Below are 17,898 nucleotides of genomic sequence, written 5' to 3' on the forward strand. Positions count from 1 at the left end.
CAGGCGGATTATTTTTCTTGTATTCTTCTGCAAACGTTTTAATCTTCTCAATTAAAACGGGATTAATAGTTTTTGTTGACTTTTTACCTTTTGTATTATCTTTTCCAGCATCGCTTTCCGGTTTGGCCCCATCTTTTTTGACTTCTTTATCCACCTCAACTTCAAATGGAATTTTCTCGACTTTCATCAAGCGTTTTAGTTCTTGGTCCAATGCCTTGGCAAGACCAGTGCTGCGTCGGCTTTGATCGCGTACTTTTAACAAAGCATTGTCTTTTTCAAACAGTTCTCCCAATTGATTTAAGTTCTCTTCGCTAGGTTGAGAGGTATTACTCCGCCATGAGCTTATTGTTTTAACATGGGCTCCTGTCCAAACGGATAGCAAAAAATTTGAGATTTTTAATGATTTTAATTCTTCTGATATTCTATTTATCCTGATTACTTCATCTAATTTTTTTCGTCCCATAATTTATTTTTAAAAAAAGTAGTACATAGTGTTACTTTTTAAGTATATTTGTACTGTAAGTATTTTGATAGCGAAATGTTGAGCAGTTACAAACTGCCCATAAAACGAAATCACTCAAGATAGAAAACCGCAATTTTCCGCTTGAGCTGATCTTGGATTCGCTTTCTATTGGATTTAATGTATATTTGTGCATATTCCAATAGGGCGATTCCTTGTTAGTCTCAGCGGAACTTCAACTTTGGTTGAAGCGGTCTTTGCGGTACCACTATCTGAGCATTGGAATTCGCTCTATTGGTTTATAAAGTCCAATTGTGCATCAATCTAATCAGAGTGATTTTCGTTTTCATAAACTGATAAATTATGAGAACAAAAATTACAACCATTAAATGTCTGTGCCGCAAGACCAAATGTCTCGAGGTGCGAAGATTCCTTTCATTTCACTACCAGAACGTTATTTCACCACCAGAATAAGTAACCGTATTTTTCAAAAAAACAAAGGGAGCGATACCGGTCAAACGATATCGTATTGAACAAATGTGAATGTTCGTATTGCTAGAAGGTTAAGCTTTCCTCGGTTTTCTCGTTTCGGGATGTCTTTAATCCCATTGTTTAGATTTTTTTATACTGTTAATTACTGATTCGAAACCTAAAATTAGCAAATAAAAAGAATCTTTTCAAGCGGCGATGAATGACAATCTTTTATTGTCGCGCAATAAAGCCGCGACGAGTTTTTTCCTTATTCCGACAGGAAGCACCCTAATTATCCACTAATCAATGCCTTGTAACCGTTTTTAGGTGCTTTTCGGATCAATTAGTTTTTAATGTTACACGGCGATGGCTGGTATGCCTTTGCAATAGGACCTTTTTTTGATGCAATTTTTTTGCAAAGGGGAATGTTGCGTTCTGTTCAGAAATCAGAATATTGCTTCCGCCATATTTACGAACCTCAATTATGAGCAAAAAATCAGTTAATCCGCTAGCACTAGAGTTAGCATTTTATGAAATATATGATCATGGATATGATCCAATACGGACGATAAGAAAATTCTGGTCCAGTCATTCAATACATGAATGCCACGAAAATATTGAAGCAGTATTTGACTTTATAAAGAATAATAAAGTAGGCGTTGCTAATCTAACTAAAAAAAAGGAGTTTTTCTTTAATCTATTGCGCTTATTGATCGCCTATTTTCTTGTGCATTATCGCAAGATCAAACTGGATGGTGTTCAGTTCTCCTTTGTAGAATCGCTCGAAACGATAGAGTCGGAATTGAATACTAAAAAGAAAATTCATGATTTCTTTAATCGAATAACTGACCAATCTTAACCATAAGCAGATGACAAACAAATCAAATCTTGTGTCTGCCTTATCGGATAGGGGCGCACGCCATACAATGATAAAAATAGCCCTACCATTGGTATTGCTATTCGTTTCTATGTTTAGTTTATCAGCTCAGACGCCCCGCAAGGACAGCGGGGCTAACGGGCCAATGGACTTAGTCCTACAAGGGACCGTCACATCCGATGCGGATGGCAAACCACTGCAAGGGGTATCGGTACACATCGAAGCGGAAAATAGTCGCGTTTCGTCTAAAAAGAATGGCACCTTTAGCCTGCCCGTACTGTACCGAAAGGGTAAAGTGAAGTTTACCTATGTAGGGTATAAGGCTTTAGAAACGGAATATGTCGCTGGGGTATTGTTGAACATTAAAATGTTACCACTGGCAAATCAACTGGACGAGGTGGAAGTGGTCTCTACAGGCTACCAAAAGATTCCCAAAGAACGGGCGACAGGGAGTTTTGTGCAGATTGATAACGCAATACTAAATCGGACTGTTAGCACCAATATACTAGATCGATTGGATGGGATCACAAATGGTCTTGTATTCAACAAAAATCCGGAAAGTAGTTCGCCCATAACAATACGGGGCAATAGTACCATCTATGGTAATCAGGTCCCTTTGATCGTCCTGGACAATTTTCCGTATGAAGGTTCCTTGGAAAGTATCAATCCGAATGATATTGAGACAATCACCGTGCTTAAAGATGCAGCGGCTGCTTCTATTTGGGGAGTGCGTGCGGGCAATGGAGTGATTGTTATCAATACTAAAAAAGGAGCCAGTCAAAAAACGCAGGTAAATCTCGTTTCCAATCTGACTCTATCACAAAAACCGGATCTCTTTTATAGGCCACAGCTATCGTCTTCTGATTATATTGCACTGGAAACTTCTTTATTTGATAAGGGGTATTTCTGGAATGTCACTGATGGTTACTCGTCCATATCGCCTATAGTCGCCATGTTGCAACAGCGAAAAGAGGGGCTGATCTCGGCAGCAGATTCGGCTTCATTGGTCGACCGGCTGAGCGGTTATGACGGCCGGCAGGATATTGCAGATCACGTATATCGATCGGCAGTAAATCAGCAGTATGCGGTTTCCGTACGTGGAGGGGGAACTGCATATCGTTATTATCTTTCGGGTGGATATGACGGGAATATGGGGAGCATAGTCAACCAATTGGACCAGCGCTATTCATTGACGGCCAAAAATTCATTTGACCTGTGGAAAGACCGTCTGGTTATTTCTTCAGATATTTTCTTTACAGAGAGTAACAACAGGGCTATTAATTCGCCTTATCTCACGCCACGATACCCTTACGAGCGTATGTATGATGAGAGCGGCAGTCCATTGGCTACAGTGAAAGACTTGCGTGCCAGTTTTGTGGATGGAATCGATAGGGACAAGCTGTTGGATTGGTCATACTATCCGGCCAATGAATTGGACGCCGACCGTGTGATCAGCGGAATTGACTATCGGTTAAACCATCGGCTTGAGGTAAAAATTATGACAGGCTTAAAATTCTCTGCGGATTACCTGTTTCAAAAAGGAACACAAAATAATACACGCCACTATCTATCAGAATCGTATTATACACGTCATCTGATCAATTCATTTACCCAGATCGATAAAAGTACAGGACAGGTAATCCGCCCCATTCCCTTGGGTGATATCTTAGATGAAGACAACAGTGCCTTTACCAATAAAGCGGGGCGGGTGCAGTTAAATTTTGATAGAAAGTTTGGTCAACATGATATCCATGCGCTGGCAGGTTATGAAATCAGGAACTATAATACGGTATCATCGAGCGATAGACGATATGGATATGATCCTGAAACCGGTATATCGGGCAACAATGCCATGGATTTTGCTACAGAATTTCCGCAGTCTTATGGTTACGGAAGTAGCCGTATTGCAGCGCGCGTAAGTAATCGGGGAGCTATAGACCGCAACCGTTCTGTTTATTTTAATGGCTCCTATAGTTATGACAGCCGCTATACGCTTTCGGTCAGTGCCAGACGGGATGAGTCCAATCTGTTTGGGGTCAAAACAAACCAGAAAGGAGTACCGCTCTGGTCTATTGGTGGCCTATGGCAGCTCTCGAATGAAAACTTTTATCATTTTGACCCAATTCCCATACTCCGTCTAAGGGCTTCCTATGGTTACAATGGTAATCTGGACAAATCCGTATCGGCTTACCTCACGACATTGGCGGGAACGGGTATCAACAGCTTTGGTAACCGATATTTGAAAATCTCAAATCCACCTAATCCTTCCTTGCGCTGGGAAAAAGTGGGGATCTGGAATATGGCACTTGATTTTGAGACTGCAGCAAAACGTTTGACAGGTTCTATCGAATATTACCGCAAAGGAAGTACGGATCTGATCGCCAACAGCCCTTTGGCTCCGCAGACCGGTGTGGTCTCCATCAAGGGAAATGCAGCTGATATGGTGACCAGGGGCTGGGATATAACAGTCAATAGCCGTAACCTGATCGGAGAATTAAAATGGGAAACTATGACGTTGCTGAGCTGGGTGAAAGATCGGATCACAAATTATAAGGCAAAGCAAAGTAACAACTTCGATATTGTGACCGGCAATTACATCAATCCATTGGAAGGCCATCCGCTGTATGCGCTGTTCAGTTTTCCTTACCTCGGACTGGATGGAACTGGAAACCCGGTTGGCCAACTGGATGGAGTGGAAAGCCAAAATTATAGCGCGATGATAAGTAGTTCAAATACCGACAACCTGATCTCTTCAGGTGTAGCTACACCGACATTTTTCGGAAGCCTGATGAATACTTTTCATTATAAAGACTTTGACTTTAGCTTCAATATCGTTTTTAAAGCTGGTCATAAGTATAGACGGGAGTCGCTAAATTATTCGGAATTGTTGACCAATTATAGGCAACCTGATTATGGTAAGCGTTGGCGGCAGCCCGGTGATGAGCTGTGGACGAATGTACCTGCTATGACGTACCCCTTCGACAGCAATCGGGAGAGTCTTTACAGGTATGGAGCAGCATTGATCGAAAATGCCAGTGCTGTTCGCCTGAAAGACATACGTTTGGCTTATCGCAGGTCTATCAACAGGATTGGAATCCGTGAACTCCAGATTTTTGTCTATGGAAATAATATTGGATTGCTCTGGAAAGCCAATAAGCAGGGGCAGGATCCTGATTCTCCTTTAATGCCTATGCCCCGTGCTTATAGTGTTGGATTAAATGCAAACTTCTAAGGAAATGATGATGAATATAAATAAAAACATTACTTCAAGATTCTCTTTTCTATTGTTATTTATGTCGTTATATCTTACTTCATGTAAGGATAGCTTTCTTGATGTGAAGCCCTCGACAGATATTGTATCGCCCAAAACATTGGACGATTTTCAGCAAATGCTGGATTATCCTCGGATAAATCAGACATCAGCACTCCCGTTCCTGGCCTCGGACGAGTGTAATATACCGGAGGAAAAAGACTGGTTGGCTCAATCAAATTTGGAACGAAATGTTTATATCTGGTCCGACGATCAGTATGGTGGACAGACGAGTATAGAAGATTTTAATTACCCTTATGAGGGCATATTTTATGCAAACTCGATTATCACAGGGATGGAAAATCTCCAAAATACCGCTGCAGATAGAAAAAAATATAACCATATTTTAGGGCAGGCTTATTTTGCACGGGCTTTTTCATGTTTTGATCTGGTCAAAAACTTTGCAGCACCCTATGATGCAGTTTCTTCACAACAGGAACTTGGGATCGCGCTAAAACGAACTCCTAATGTTGATGAAGTAGTACAACGTTCTTCTGTTCAAGAAAATTATGATCAGATCTTGTTCGATTTAAACCGTGCCATTTCATTATTGGATTTACCCATTACAGCTGATAGAAACCGGGCAAACAAGCCATCAGCTTACGCTTTGGCTGCCCGCATCTATCTGAGTATGCGGAATTATGAGTTGGCCGAAAAATATGCCGATAGCTGTCTTGCCTTGTACGATAAGCTGATCGATTATAATACAATTAGCTTAACCGTAGCGGCACCTTTTACGCTAGACAATGAAGAGTCAATGCTGTATTCAACCGTTGGGCGCAATTATTCATTGGTATTGTATGCTAGTACACAAAATATGAGTATTGATACTGAACTGTATAATTTATACGCTGATAATGACCTTCGAAAATCTATTTTCTTTTCTAAAAATGCTACAAACGGACTCATCAAGACAAAACGGGGATATAGTGGCTCTTCCCGTTTCCCTTATTCTGGATTGGCTACGGATGAAGTATATCTGATTAAAGGGGAATGCGCCGCCAGAAGAAATGATCTACGGACATGTAAGGATTATTTATTTAAGCTGCTTTCTAAAAGATATAAAACTGGGACGTTCACAATGGGAACTTTTTTAACAAAGGATGAAGCCCTAAAGAAAGTCTTGATAGAAAGACGGAAAGAATTAGTATGGCGAGCAGGATTACGATGGGACGATATCCGGCGGCTCAATAAAGAGGGTGCCAACATATCCCTTAGCAGGAAGCTGGGAAATGAAATTTACGTACTCGAGGCAGGTTCTCCGCGATTTGCATTTCCAATACCAACCAATGAATCTATTTTCTATACAAATAATAAGTAATCATGAGAAAAATCTTTTTTGAAATAATAATATGTTTTATCGGCTGTCTATCCGGGATGGTGCCGACAGTAAAAGCGCAGTCCGATATCACCATTGCAGGGCGCTTTTCAAAAGAATTACCAAAGGGGACCAAGTTAAATGTGATTGTGCTCGATGAATATGCATTGCCAAATTGGTTTGCATTTTCGACATCTTACAAAAGCGAAATCAGTGCGGATGGTCGTTTTCAACTTAGCTTTCAGCCTAAGAGTTCTAAACTTTTTGTAAGCTTTAAACTTGAGGGTCCTAAACAGGAATACAACTATCTGAATGCACTGGATAATAATTTTACACTTTATCTAATGGAGGCCGGAGATAGCTTACATATGGATATATCGGATGATAATATTATTTTTTCTGGACGAGGTGAGGACAGGATGAACTGCCAGCAGGCTATATATGCTAACCAGATATTTCCGAGAAATTCTATTTTACCATTGCTTCGTCAGAAAGAACGCAAAAATAGCGGTGATTACGTAAAATCTTTAATTGGATTGATTGATAAAAATCTGCAAACAAAGCTGGCTATCCTTGACCTTTATAAAAATGATTTGACCGACTCGGTATACCAAATCATAAAATACAATACGATCGGAGGTGCTTATCTGATACTGTGCTCGCAGTTATGGTTGGATAAGGGAAAAGGAGGATTTGACTTTTCGCAATTTAAACAAGGATTTCTAAACTGGCTATCTCAAATCCCTAGAGATGATAATGATCTGGCTGCATTTGCGCCACTTTATATCAAATATCTTTTCGAAAGAGAGCAAAGCCGTGCCGCTTATACAAAATATCCTGATAAAATAGCCCAGGATTTTGAATTTAGGGATATACTTCAAACGATTACTAGTATAGCTGCAAACAAACAACGGGATGCATTATTGACTGCAACCACAATAAATCTCGCTGATCGGAAAGCCGGCGTACAAGATACGGCGGCAAGTATTTTTAAAATGCTAAAGGATCCTACTATAAAGAATCTATTTGAAAGGTGGCAGTCAAAAACGGGAAATAATGTGCCTGCATATGCTTTTAGCCTGCCCGATACATTAGGGCAAATACATCGGCTAAAGGATTTTAAAGGTAAAATGGTCTTAATTGATCTTTGGTTTAACGGATGTTTTGGTTGTAAGTATATGAACAAAGAAATGCGCAAAATTATAGACCATTTTAAACCAAAAAAAATAAAGGATATTGTTTTTATAAGCCTCAGCGTTGATAAAACCAGAAAGGGCTGGATAAATGGATTGAAGACCAAAGAATACAGCCAGCCCGAGCAATTGAAACTCTCTACCTATGGGACATCTTGGTATGATAATCCATTCTATAAACATTACAATTTTAAAGGCGCGCCGCAGCTCCTGCTTATTGACAAAAAAGGGAATATTATTTCATCGGGGCCTCCAGATCCGAGGTTAGACGGAGGGAAGGCATTAATTGAGTTAATGGAAAAGAATCTTTAATGCAACAGGCCGGCAAATAATTGCCGGCCTGCTGTCTTCGATCCAAAATACTATTGGTAAAAGGCCTTATTTGAATCTGGGTGTGGTTGTACACCATTTGTCGGAGTCGCTTGACTGTAGTCTAATGTCGAAGGCAATGAAGCATTCTCAGATTGAACGACACAGTCATTTGGACTTGGTTCCTGACAATTCTCAATAGGATTTGGCGGAGTAGTTACTTCGATGTACTTGCCAGTTGCCTGGTCATTGACCCAGTAACGCATCGTTGCCTTTCCTGTTGTTGTTGCATGAAGCATTGCCGTTTGATCGGCTGCTTTTTTTGCTGCATTTTGCGCTTGGGCATATTGCGCCATTCCAGCTCCTGCCGCAAGTGTGGCTACTCCAAGTAGCACTTTCCCATAATTTCTAATTGTTCCCATGGGGTTAATTTTTAAATGTTTACAATTTTGTTCTTTTGAGGGCATAGAGTCCCGCGATCAGCCAGATGATATTAAAGACGATATGCGTTTTCCAGCCCATTGATTCGATGACACCACCGCAATGACAAAGCTTTTTCTCCACAAACTGAACCATCAGACTGAGGTATATGGTAAATACAGCCATTAATAGGGTCGAAGTCCACAGTGCAAAGTGCTTGATTTGAGACCCAGGCACTATAAGCAGAATAGCCAGCATAATCTCCAGCGAAGGGATGCCATAGCCGATTAGTTTCGCATACTGACCCAGATGGGGGATCTTGCCATTGCCCCTGATAAAGGCGGCTATGTTATTGAACTTGACCCAGCCCGTATACATGTATAGAAAGGCATAGCCATAAATGATCAGGTCAGGTAGGCGATGATAAACCCAGCGCGCACCCGAGCGGATTGAACTACCGCGTTTTGTGGAGCTTGCAGGCTGACCCTGTTGATACACTGTGCTATTGAACCGCTTTTCCATAAGCTTGTTTTGTTTGATTGTGATGTTTTTCTGTTTGCTGAGGAACCACCTGCTTGTAGCCGATGGGTTTCCGGGTTAGTCTTTTTCCTTACCGCCCTGCGGGAAAACTTTCAATCGATAGCTGTTCCAATTTTTGATCCGTTCCATTTTTTTCTTCTTTCGTTTAATTCAAAGGTAGGACGGGATTTTTGGCCAAAGTCTGTCACAGCTTGACAGTAAATTCAGTTTTTCGATCTCCTTTTCAGGTATAATCTTTTGGCCCGGTGGACCGAACTCTCTGAAATAAGCAAAAGATCAGACTGCTCCCTGATATTCAGGGCGCTATACAGATGGGGTAGATAGTCCGCAAAATAAAAATAACGTTCTGTCACATTAGGGATCGAGCCCATCACACGAAGATGGTCGAGCTGATGTTTCTGTTTGTTGATCAATAAGTTGACCAGGGTATCGATAGCGGTTTCAGTTTGCCGGTAGGGGACGACTGCTTTGTAGGGGATTTTCAGCACCAGGCCAGATCGCAGACAGCTGATGTCGCCCAATGCCGGGCTTTTGCTGTAAAAATGGATGGTTGTGAAAATTCCCATATGTGGCAAGGCGACGTTCATGATATTATACCGATTTCGATGAGGACAATAACGCTGTTTGACAAGCAGACCTGCCAGAACAATATAAATGGCCGATTGCCGATCTTCGGCAGCGACCAAGGTTTCGCCTTTTACCATAGGTCGAACCTGCCCATTTTTTAACAGCCAATTTTTATGAAAATCACCAAGTTCAGGATGGAACTTCTTCCAATAGCCTTGAAATTTCAACAGCATTTCTTTCGCAGAATAGTAAGTGCCCATCAATCAAATCTTTGGTATAAAAATGCTATTTCACGTAATTTATGTACAGCCTTGCTATTAATATCAGCATATAGACTGATTTCGTTGTCGCTAAGAAAGTCGACGTAGGGACCATACTCCTCCAAAAAAAGATGAATTCGATCTTCCGAACTGGAGTGGGTCTTTAAAAATTCGGAAAGATAGTGTTTTGAACGGTAGCGCAGTTCATGCTCTTCGAGCCACAACTTCAACTTCTTTGGATGATTGAGAATATAATGCAAATAGGACGGTTCTAACGACAGCAGCCAGCTTGGCATCAGGGCCCTGGTTCTAAAATGGTATGCCGACTGATTGTAAAGCCATATCGTATCGGGCATCAGGAGCTGAACAAGAGAACTGGGCTCTCGCTTGCGTGACGAACGGTCGTATTCTTTAAGAAGTCCATGGATCAATATAAACAACTGTGGCTCGGGCTGTTCTATACGCTGTCCGGGAGAGAGGTAATGTATCTGGAGCACATTAGCAAGTTTCTCCTCATCGTGGAGCCTAGTAATCCCTGTATCCTTTAGGAGATAAATAAAATGGGATAACAAATGTTGTTTAATAACGGACAGATCATTCATATTAGGATTATACATTGGCTCAGTTATGTAAGTATAAAGTACTCATTACTAAATTACAGAATGACCTGTTTCGTTAAAAGGTATTTGTTTTTCCTGTGATTAATTGATTTGGTATGAAAAATACCAGCGAGCGATGATTATCGCTTTCCTTGGAGGAATGTTTACCAAATAGCCGAAAACTATATTAAAAATAGGATTTCTTTAGGGTTTAACTTTGTTCTTTTGGTTTATAAACTTATTTTAGTGTTATACTAACCTGAAGTGTTTTAAATCATGAATTATGCAACTGGACGTTAATATTCAACGAATACTGTTTAATCTTATCGAAGAAAGAACCGAAAATCCTAATGAGCTGATCAAGGAATTAGAGCAGCTGCTCTGCATTGAAAATAGGTCCTTAAGAAATCGGCAACGTGGGGACACCTACCTTACGCTGCCGGAGTTTTATCGTCTTGCACGGCATTATAAGATCTCATTGGACGATATCGCAATACGGTTGGAAAACCATTTAAGTGACCATACAGGCCTGGAGGTAAAACTAACTGATGTGTCTTATCTGCCTCTGTTGAGCGGAGAGTTTATGGAACTCAAGCATTACATCGAAAATTTGAGGTATGAATTTGAAAAACTCCAAAATCAAGGTGATCATGCATGGTTGAAAATGACATGTACGGAAGTGCCGCTAGTACATCTGATGGCGTTTGAGGAACTCGCCTATTTTAAAATCTACACCTATTATTATCATATTGTGAAACTAGATATCACATTTGAGGAATTTTTGAAGAAAATACAACCTCTAAATCTGAGCGAACATTTTAAAGCGATTTCTGCGGCCTATGGTAGTATCTCCAGCGAAGAAATTTGGGATGGATTTACCTTTGAAAAACTATTACGATTACTAGCTGAAAGTGTTTTCTTTGGCAAGTTTGAAAAACAGAAAACCTTGGATCTTTTGCTCGGCCAGATCGACAGCCTTGTCGATTATATCAAAACAATGGTTGCCAAAGGTGAAAAAATGCACGGGGGGACTGTAGAATTGTATTATTTCGAGTCTGTGATGCGGGAAAGCTTTGTGCTTACTGGTTCAGATGACATTCCAGCTGAAGCCATGTTGAAAATATTTATGATTCAATCGGTCGGTATCAAAGATCCTGATTTCTCAACGTATCTTGATCTTACTTTTCAGGCCTTACGAGGAAGGTCTAATCCGGCCAATAAATGCTCAGAACTGGTAAAAACCAAGTTGATGAAAAAGCTGTCCAAGCAGGTTGAGGACTACAGAGCGAAGGTCATGAAGATGTAAAGGAACAACCGCAGTGGTATATAGGCTGGTCGGATTGGAAAAGCTGATAAAACCATGTAACTAAATTATAAATCCGAGCAATTTTTGACTAGATCGATAAGATATGGGAGGCGATTGCTCCAAAAATCCAAAATGATGAGTGAAAAATTACCTTGTGTTAATTGCTTTGCTTTGTCGGCGAAACCCGAGAAATGCCAGACGCCCTGTCTGCTGAATGCCTGCCGGCTGATTGTTGACCAGATTGTTCAGTCCGTGGAACAGGTGACCGCATTGATCCAGCGTAAATTGCCCGATCCTCCAATACAGCTTGTACATAGCAAAGAAGTCTGCAGCTATGTCGGCATCGTTGCAAAAACACTCTACCGCTGCGAGAAACAAGGGATGATCCTTGCTTATAAAAAGGATCATACGGGCAAGTATTTTTTACACGCTGATATGGTGCTATTTAAGAAAAAATACCATAATCTATCCGATTTTTAATCTTTCATTTTCTTTCTTCTTTCGTTTTTCTATTTTTCTTTTGTTTCATTTTATAGCAAGGGCCCTACTTGCTGTATTTGTCCATCTCTCTTTACCATCCTGTGTTCCTACTGGTTTTCTCCTCTTCATGCCTGCTTCGTCCCTTGTTCGGCATTCGTTCGGCCTGTTTTCGGAATGGCAATACAATTTCCCTACGGATGCCCTACGTTTTTCCTACCGATTAGAAGGCGGAGAGTAGGTAAAGTGTGGGCGGGTTGTAGGCAAAAGCCGAAAGAGAGGCGAACCAGTTGCAGATCAAAATCGAAGGCGACAAGAGTAAGCCTTGGCTTTTTCTGATTACAGAGGATTATCTTCTATGGACAGCAAATGGACATTTATCTGAGCTGTTCAGACAGATCCACATAGGGGGGCGGACAGTGATCGGACTAGTCTTTTTCAGCCCTTGAAAATGCGTTTTTTCTGTTTTATGTTTGTTGATGTAAAGCAAGATATACCGGTATCAGTCAAGTTTTTACATGTTTTTTAACTTTTAAAATTTACAACATGGGAACAATTAGAAAAGGCGTCAATGGTGGATTCAGCGGTAAAGCTGGATCGGTAATAGGCGCACATTGGAAGAGTATCGATTATATCAGAGGGCTTTCCAAAAAGAGCAACAAACCGGCTAGTGAAGCACAGCTGATCCAACAAGCACGCTTCTACACGATTGCCAAATTTATTATGCCGATAGCACCATTTGTAGAGGTCGGTTTTTCGCAGGTCAATAGTGAACGGATGACGGGGGTAAATGCAGCAATACAGGCAAATATGAAAGCTGCTATTGCTGGTACTTATCCAAATTTCGCATTGGATTACGCTAAGATAAAGATTTCTTCAGGAAGTCTGCAGCCTGGCGGTAACGTTTATGCATCGGTTAATTCCGGGATACTCACAATGGGCTGGTCGGACCAGGCAATACAGATGCAGAAAGGGAGCTTGGACGATGTCGTGCATATTCTGCTGTATCTGCCTTCGCTGGATGAGTTTTTGACCGCTCCGAAACCTCCTGTGCGTGGGGACGCTACGATCGATATTGAGCTGCCCGATTACTTTTTGGGTGAAAAGGGGCATCTCTGGCTGTTTTTTACAGATCGAAAAAACGAGAGGATCAGTCGTACAACCTATTTGGGGGAGTATGATCTTATCTAGTGATTAAATGATGTGGCCGGTGTGGGGGACCGGCCATATTATGTGGATTATGTAATGAATTTTTCTAAGGAATGAAAATTAAAACAATGTAAAATGAAATTATTATCAAAACAAAAGGAAAGGAAAGTGCTTGTTGTCAATGGAACAGAAACAGTTCGTATGAAGTTTGCCCGCGCGCGGAAATTTATCAATCCTGTAAACGATATCATACAGATGGGGTATACTGCACGAAAGCGTAATTTGAGAAAGACTGCAATTGGTCGGGCTATGTCAGGTTTACTGCAAAATGCCATGATAGGTACTTACCCAGATATTGTAGTGGATCCCGCAAAAGCACAGTTGAGTGCGGGTGTTAAACTGTCGCTGGGGGTAGATTCTGTCGACCGCCAACAAAAGCAAATTACCATTGTCTGGAACAGTGCTACAAATGTTTTATATCAAGATAGGGCGGACGACGCCATCATTCTCTGTGCCTATGCGGTCGAGGAGGAACTCGCTGCCATCAATAATGAAGTAGCGTTACGACAAGATGGTACATTGACCATGCAGTTACCGGATGGCATGGAAAAGCTGCCGATCCATCTTTATCTCATCGTACATGACCGAGAAAAAGCGAATTTCTCAAATAGTCAATACTTGGGGCTGTTTATATAGTCCATGATCTAAAAGTTTACTTATAAATCAAATTTTAACAAATGAAATTAGTACAAATACAAAAGCGCTGGTTTATCGAGGATATAACCTGGGCATTCACAAAAAAGCAGGAGATGGGTATCCTATCGGCCTGTCTCCTGATCTGTTTCATAGGCACTGGCCTTTTATTGCAGGCCATAGATGCCACTGCCGGTATCTTGGACATCGGCATCCTTTCCGTATTGTTCTTTGCAGTCTTAGCAGCATTTCTGCTCATCTATTGCTGTTTCTGGCTGCAGGAGTTTTTATGGAAACCTTTTAAATATTTTCGAGAGGACTTTAATTATTACTTTAATCAATTGACATCATGGCAACAGTGCATTATCTATTTTTCGGTATTTTTTCTATGGCTCTCCTTTTTGCTGGCCGTTTTAGCGATTATACTTTAATCAGGCGGGAATTCACAAAAGATCGCTATGAATTAGGCTCTGTCTATGACAAGCCTGCAAAGTTTACTGCGCAGCAGAAAGTTCGGTCGGCTATTGTTGACATTGCAGTCGCTGAGATCGGCGTCAGTGAAATGACAGGCAATAATGATGGCAGGCGTGTGGAAGAATACCTGGCCTATACAGGGTTAGGTAAAGGCTACGCCTGGTGTGCGGCCTTTGTATCTTGGAGTTTTAGTCGGGCGGGATTATCATTTCCGCGCAATGCCTGGAGCCCCGCTCTATTTCCAATGTCCCGACGCTATACCAAGCTGCAGATACGAAGAGGAGAAGTGCGGCCAGCAGATTTATTTGCCCTATATAACCAAAAGCTCGGACGAATCGATCACGTAGGAATCGTGCGAAACAGTGACGATAAATACATTCTGACGGTCGAAGGGAATGTCGAAAATAGGGTGCTTTCCAAACGGCGGGCATTGGTGACCATTTATGCGTTTGCTAACTGGTTGGACTGAAAGGAGGGAAGATGTTAAAACTATTGAATTATCTATCGAGTTTATTGGCAGGCATATGTATACTAGGCTCCTGCACTATTTTTAAGCATCGGACGGAAGAAAATCAGTATACATCGGCTAAACATCATAAGGAGAAGGAGGTAGATTTTAGTTACCGTAAAAATGATAGTCTTTCGCGGCTCTGGTATTTCTGGACAGACAGCGCTTTTCGCTTTCATCCGGATAGTGGTTTCATGGCCAGGTCGGGCGGACTGATCGCCAAGGAGTCAATGATAACTACTTTAGGGGAAAATAGATCGGCTCATACGGTCCGTAATGATGATATAGTATCTGGTTCCGAAAGAAAAACAAAGATGACACGGCTCGCACCGTTAGTATGGGTATTAGCAATTGCTTTCGTTCTGGTCTTGGTAATACTTTTTATATGCCGTAGGAAAATAAGAACTTTTTGAGGCTTCATTCAGATACTGCTCACCGCTACGTTGGGCAGCTTCGCAACGAGAAGATGGTCCAAAAGAAGATAATAGCTATAAAAGCACCTTCGGGTGCTTTTTAAGTAAATTTTCAAAAAATTATGGCGCTTGCATAACAACCATTGAGCCTTAGCGCAGGCTTTGCGCATTTAGCCTGCCGTTAATTGCATTAATCTTAATATTTTAATTTACCTTTGTGCTGAAATCTAATGTATTTAAAATATTGGCATGCTGCCAACAAGATGAAAAGCATGTCGCAAACAAGATTAAATGAATTACAACGAAATTAAAACAACCATCGATATGGGTAATGGCACCCAGATCGAATTGTCTACAGGTAAATTGGCAAAACAGGCTGATGGGGCTGTAGTATTAAAACAAGGTGATACGATGTTGCTTGCAACAGTTGTTTCAGCTAAAGAAGCGAAATCTGGCGTTGATTTTTTACCCCTTTCTGTAGATTATCAAGAAAAATATGCGGCAACTGGCCGTATTCCAGGTGGTTTCTTACGTCGTGAGGCTAGATTGTCAGATTATGAGGTATTGATCTCACGTTTGGTAGATCGTGCATTACGTCCTTTGTTCCCTGAAAATTATCACGCAGATACACAAGTTGCAATCAGCTTGATTTCGGCAGATAAAGATATTATGCCTGATGCTTTAGCGGGCTTGGCTGCTTCTGCAGCTATTGCTGTTTCTGATATTCCTTTCAATGGACCAATTTCTGAAGTTCGTGTTGCGAAAATTGACGGTCAGTTGGTCATCAACCCAAAATTGTCTGAGCTTGAAAATGCAACCTTAGAGTTTATTGTTGCTGGTTCTGCACAAGATATCGGTATGGTTGAAGGTGAAGCGAAAGAGATTTCTGAAGCTGAAATGGTAGAAGCAATTGCTTTTGCTCATGAAGCTATCAAAAAACAAGTTGCTGCTCAAGTAGAGTTGGCTAACTTAGTTGGTAAAACTGTGAAGCGTGAGTATAACCATGAGCCTGAAAACCTTGAATTGAGAGATGCTATTTTTGCAGCTACTTACGATAAGGTTTATGCTATTGCAAAATCTGCTTCTGCGAAACATGACCGTTCTGAGAACTTCGCAAAAATCGCGGAAGAGTACAGAGCAACAATGCCAGAGGAATTGGATGATGATACCGCATTCTTATTTAAAAAATATTTCCACGATGTTCAGTATGATGCTGTCCGTAACCTGGTTTTGGATGAAGGTATGCGTTTAGATGGCCGTGATGTACGTACTGTACGTCCGATCTGGTCTGAAGTAGATTACTTGCCTGCTGCGCACGGTTCGGCAGTATTCACACGTGGTGAAACACAATCATTGACTTCGGTTACTTTAGGTGCTAAAGACGATGAACAAATGATCGATGGTGCTTTTATCAACGGTTATAACAAATTTATTCTTCACTACAACTTCCCTGCATTCTCTACAGGTGAGGTAAGACCTAATAGAGGTCCTGGCCGTCGTGAAGTTGGTCACGGTAACTTGGCTATGCGTTCATTGAAACAGGTACTTCCTGCAGACAGTGAAAATCCATATACGATCCGTGTTGTTTCTGATATCCTAGAATCAAATGGATCTTCTTCAATGGCTACGGTATGTGCTGGTACATTAGCACTTTTGGATGCCGGTGTGAAATTGAAAGCGCCAGTTTCAGGTATTGCCATGGGATTGATTTCTGATGAGAAAACTGGTAAATATGCGATCTTATCGGATATCTTAGGTGATGAAGATCATTTAGGTGATATGGATTTTAAAGTAACTGGTACAGAAAAAGGTATCGTTGCTTGTCAAATGGACTTAAAAATCAATGGTTTGAAATGGGAAGTGTTGACGCAAGCTTTGGATCAAGCAAAAGAAGCGCGTTTACACATCTTAGGTGAAATGAAGAAAACAATTTCTGCTCCACGTGAAGATTACAAACCACATGCACCTCGTATCGTTCAATTGTTGATCGATAAAGAATTTATTGGCGCTGTAATCGGACCAGGTGGTAAAATTATCCAAGAGATGCAACGTGAGACCGGTGCTACAATTTCGATCGAAGAAGTTGATAACAAAGGTGTTGTTCAAGTATTCGCAGATAATAAAGCGGCTATTGATGATGCAGTAGGTCGTATTAAAGCTATCGCTTCTAAACCAGAGATTGGTGAAACTTACGAAGGTAAAGTGAAATCAATTATGCCATTCGGTGCTTTCGTTGAAATCATGCCTGGTAAAGATGGTTTATTGCACATCTCTGAAATCGACTGGAAACGTCTTGAAACAATGGATGGTATTTTCAAAGAGGGTGATAAAGTAACGGTTAAATTGTTGGATATCGACAAACAAGGTAAAATGAAGCTTTCGCGTAAAGCCTTATTGCCTCGTCCTCCAAAAGAAGACAAACCAAAGCAGGATAAACCTGCCGGTGAAGCTCCTGTAGCTGGTGCTGGACAAGAATAGGTTTATTCCTTTCAAATGATATGAAAAGCTCGCTTTAAGCGGGCTTTTTTTATGGAAAATGCTGTTAGGAACTGTT

17 protein-coding genes are annotated in these 17,898 nt (G+C 41.1%); 12 read left to right on the top strand and 5 right to left on the bottom strand.

Annotated elements, in window-relative coordinates; genetic code table 11:
- The coding region (locus tag B2X72_RS05510) for a hypothetical protein (RefSeq protein ID WP_286848500.1) at positions 1 to 463 on the bottom strand (463 nt) is incomplete at its 3' end.
- 952 nt (positions 464 to 1,415) lie between these two features.
- Here B2X72_RS05510 and B2X72_RS05515 point away from each other — a divergent pair.
- The 4 genes from B2X72_RS05515 to B2X72_RS05530 are packed head-to-tail and all read left to right on the top strand — an operon-like array spanning position 1,416 to position 7,941.
- Positions 1,416 to 1,790, top strand: a complete 375-nt coding sequence (locus B2X72_RS05515; RefSeq protein ID WP_286709420.1) for a hypothetical protein — start codon at positions 1,416 to 1,418, stop codon at positions 1,788 to 1,790.
- 10 nt (positions 1,791 to 1,800) lie between these two features.
- The gene (locus B2X72_RS05520) at positions 1,801 to 5,040 is read left to right on the top strand and encodes a SusC/RagA family TonB-linked outer membrane protein (protein WP_286709421.1); all 3,240 of its coding nucleotides are present in this window, start codon (positions 1,801 to 1,803) and stop codon (positions 5,038 to 5,040) included.
- A 4-nt stretch (positions 5,041 to 5,044) separates the two neighbouring features.
- On the top strand, positions 5,045 to 6,439 hold the full coding sequence (locus tag B2X72_RS05525; RefSeq protein WP_286709422.1) for a RagB/SusD family nutrient uptake outer membrane protein: 1,395 nt from the start codon (positions 5,045 to 5,047) through the stop codon (positions 6,437 to 6,439).
- Positions 6,440 to 6,441: 2 nt separating this feature from the next.
- Positions 6,442 to 7,941 carry a TlpA family protein disulfide reductase gene (locus B2X72_RS05530; protein WP_286709423.1) on the top strand — a complete coding sequence of 500 codons (1,500 nt, stop codon included), beginning with the start codon at positions 6,442 to 6,444 and terminating at the stop codon, positions 7,939 to 7,941.
- A 50-nt stretch (positions 7,942 to 7,991) separates the two neighbouring features.
- Here B2X72_RS05530 and B2X72_RS05535 read toward each other — a convergent pair whose 3' ends face one another.
- From B2X72_RS05535 to B2X72_RS05550, 4 genes are all read right to left on the bottom strand, one after another.
- Positions 7,992 to 8,360, bottom strand: a complete 369-nt coding sequence (locus B2X72_RS05535) for a hypothetical protein (protein WP_286709424.1) — start codon at positions 8,358 to 8,360, stop codon at positions 7,992 to 7,994.
- A 19-nt stretch (positions 8,361 to 8,379) separates the two neighbouring features.
- Complete coding sequence (locus tag B2X72_RS05540) at positions 8,380 to 8,880, bottom strand: MauE/DoxX family redox-associated membrane protein (RefSeq protein WP_286709425.1); 501 nt, start codon at positions 8,878 to 8,880, stop codon at positions 8,380 to 8,382.
- A gap of 221 nt (positions 8,881 to 9,101) precedes the next feature.
- Positions 9,102 to 9,725, bottom strand: a complete 624-nt coding sequence (locus B2X72_RS05545; protein ID WP_286709426.1) for a hypothetical protein — start codon at positions 9,723 to 9,725, stop codon at positions 9,102 to 9,104.
- The gene (locus B2X72_RS05550) at positions 9,725 to 10,342 is read right to left on the bottom strand and encodes a hypothetical protein (protein WP_286709427.1); all 618 of its coding nucleotides are present in this window, start codon (positions 10,340 to 10,342) and stop codon (positions 9,725 to 9,727) included. Before B2X72_RS05550 ends, B2X72_RS05545 begins: the two co-directional genes overlap by 1 nt.
- A 265-nt stretch (positions 10,343 to 10,607) precedes the next feature.
- On the opposite strand from B2X72_RS05550, the gene B2X72_RS05555 reads away from it, so the two are divergent.
- The 8 genes from B2X72_RS05555 (at position 10,608) to pnp (ending at position 17,822) form a co-directional block, all read left to right on the top strand.
- Entirely contained in the window at positions 10,608 to 11,630 is a 1,023-nt protein-coding gene (locus B2X72_RS05555) for a hypothetical protein (protein ID WP_286709428.1), read from the top strand.
- A 132-nt stretch (positions 11,631 to 11,762) separates the two neighbouring features.
- The gene (locus B2X72_RS05560; protein ID WP_145327852.1) at positions 11,763 to 12,110 is read left to right on the top strand and encodes a hypothetical protein; all 348 of its coding nucleotides are present in this window, start codon (positions 11,763 to 11,765) and stop codon (positions 12,108 to 12,110) included.
- 543 nt (positions 12,111 to 12,653) lie between these two features.
- A complete protein-coding gene (locus tag B2X72_RS05565) occupies positions 12,654 to 13,298 on the top strand; it encodes a DUF6266 family protein (RefSeq protein WP_153846071.1) in 645 nt (214 codons plus the stop codon).
- A gap of 93 nt (positions 13,299 to 13,391) precedes the next feature.
- A complete protein-coding gene (locus B2X72_RS05570; RefSeq protein ID WP_286709430.1) occupies positions 13,392 to 13,952 on the top strand; it encodes a DUF6266 family protein in 561 nt (186 codons plus the stop codon).
- A gap of 41 nt (positions 13,953 to 13,993) precedes the next feature.
- Positions 13,994 to 14,380: a hypothetical protein gene (locus B2X72_RS05575; RefSeq protein ID WP_286848503.1), complete on the top strand. Its 387-nt coding sequence runs from the start codon at positions 13,994 to 13,996 to the stop codon at positions 14,378 to 14,380.
- Positions 14,338 to 14,892, top strand: coding sequence for a CHAP domain-containing protein (locus B2X72_RS05580; protein ID WP_286848504.1), 555 nt, complete (start codon positions 14,338 to 14,340; stop codon positions 14,890 to 14,892). The genes B2X72_RS05575 and B2X72_RS05580 overlap by 43 nt, the downstream gene beginning before the upstream one ends.
- Before the next feature lie 11 nt (positions 14,893 to 14,903).
- Complete coding sequence (locus B2X72_RS05585) at positions 14,904 to 15,344, top strand: hypothetical protein (protein ID WP_286848505.1); 441 nt, start codon at positions 14,904 to 14,906, stop codon at positions 15,342 to 15,344.
- Between the two features lie 291 nt (positions 15,345 to 15,635).
- The gene (pnp, locus tag B2X72_RS05590; RefSeq protein ID WP_075991035.1) at positions 15,636 to 17,822 is read left to right on the top strand and encodes a polyribonucleotide nucleotidyltransferase; all 2,187 of its coding nucleotides are present in this window, start codon (positions 15,636 to 15,638) and stop codon (positions 17,820 to 17,822) included.
- Positions 17,823 to 17,898: the final 76 nt, after the last annotated feature.

Source organism: Sphingobacterium sp. UBA7253, from assembly GCF_002472745.1.
Taxonomy (GTDB): domain Bacteria; phylum Bacteroidota; class Bacteroidia; order Sphingobacteriales; family Sphingobacteriaceae; genus Sphingobacterium; species Sphingobacterium siyangense.

Bases quoted from the DNA above. Each gene is read 5' to 3' on its own strand.
- B2X72_RS05515 (WP_286709420.1), top strand. From the start codon at position 1,416: ATGAGCAAAAAATCAGTTAATCCGCTAGCACTAGAGTTAGCATTTTAT.
- B2X72_RS05520 (WP_286709421.1), top strand. From the start codon at position 1,801: ATGACAAACAAATCAAATCTTGTGTCTGCCTTATCGGATAGGGGCGCA.
- B2X72_RS05525 (WP_286709422.1), top strand. From the start codon at position 5,045: ATGATGATGAATATAAATAAAAACATTACTTCAAGATTCTCTTTTCTA.
- B2X72_RS05530 (WP_286709423.1), top strand. From the start codon at position 6,442: ATGAGAAAAATCTTTTTTGAAATAATAATATGTTTTATCGGCTGTCTA.
- B2X72_RS05535 (WP_286709424.1), bottom strand. From the start codon at position 8,360: ATGGGAACAATTAGAAATTATGGGAAAGTGCTACTTGGAGTAGCCACA.
- B2X72_RS05540 (WP_286709425.1), bottom strand. From the start codon at position 8,880: ATGGAAAAGCGGTTCAATAGCACAGTGTATCAACAGGGTCAGCCTGCA.
- B2X72_RS05545 (WP_286709426.1), bottom strand. From the start codon at position 9,725: ATGGGCACTTACTATTCTGCGAAAGAAATGCTGTTGAAATTTCAAGGC.
- B2X72_RS05550 (WP_286709427.1), bottom strand. From the start codon at position 10,342: ATGTATAATCCTAATATGAATGATCTGTCCGTTATTAAACAACATTTG.
- B2X72_RS05555 (WP_286709428.1), top strand. From the start codon at position 10,608: ATGCAACTGGACGTTAATATTCAACGAATACTGTTTAATCTTATCGAA.
- B2X72_RS05560 (WP_145327852.1), top strand. From the start codon at position 11,763: ATGATGAGTGAAAAATTACCTTGTGTTAATTGCTTTGCTTTGTCGGCG.
- B2X72_RS05565 (WP_153846071.1), top strand. From the start codon at position 12,654: ATGGGAACAATTAGAAAAGGCGTCAATGGTGGATTCAGCGGTAAAGCT.
- B2X72_RS05570 (WP_286709430.1), top strand. From the start codon at position 13,392: ATGAAATTATTATCAAAACAAAAGGAAAGGAAAGTGCTTGTTGTCAAT.
- B2X72_RS05575 (WP_286848503.1), top strand. From the start codon at position 13,994: ATGAAATTAGTACAAATACAAAAGCGCTGGTTTATCGAGGATATAACC.
- B2X72_RS05580 (WP_286848504.1), top strand. From the start codon at position 14,338: ATGGCTCTCCTTTTTGCTGGCCGTTTTAGCGATTATACTTTAATCAGG.
- B2X72_RS05585 (WP_286848505.1), top strand. From the start codon at position 14,904: ATGTTAAAACTATTGAATTATCTATCGAGTTTATTGGCAGGCATATGT.
- pnp (WP_075991035.1), top strand. From the start codon at position 15,636: ATGAATTACAACGAAATTAAAACAACCATCGATATGGGTAATGGCACC.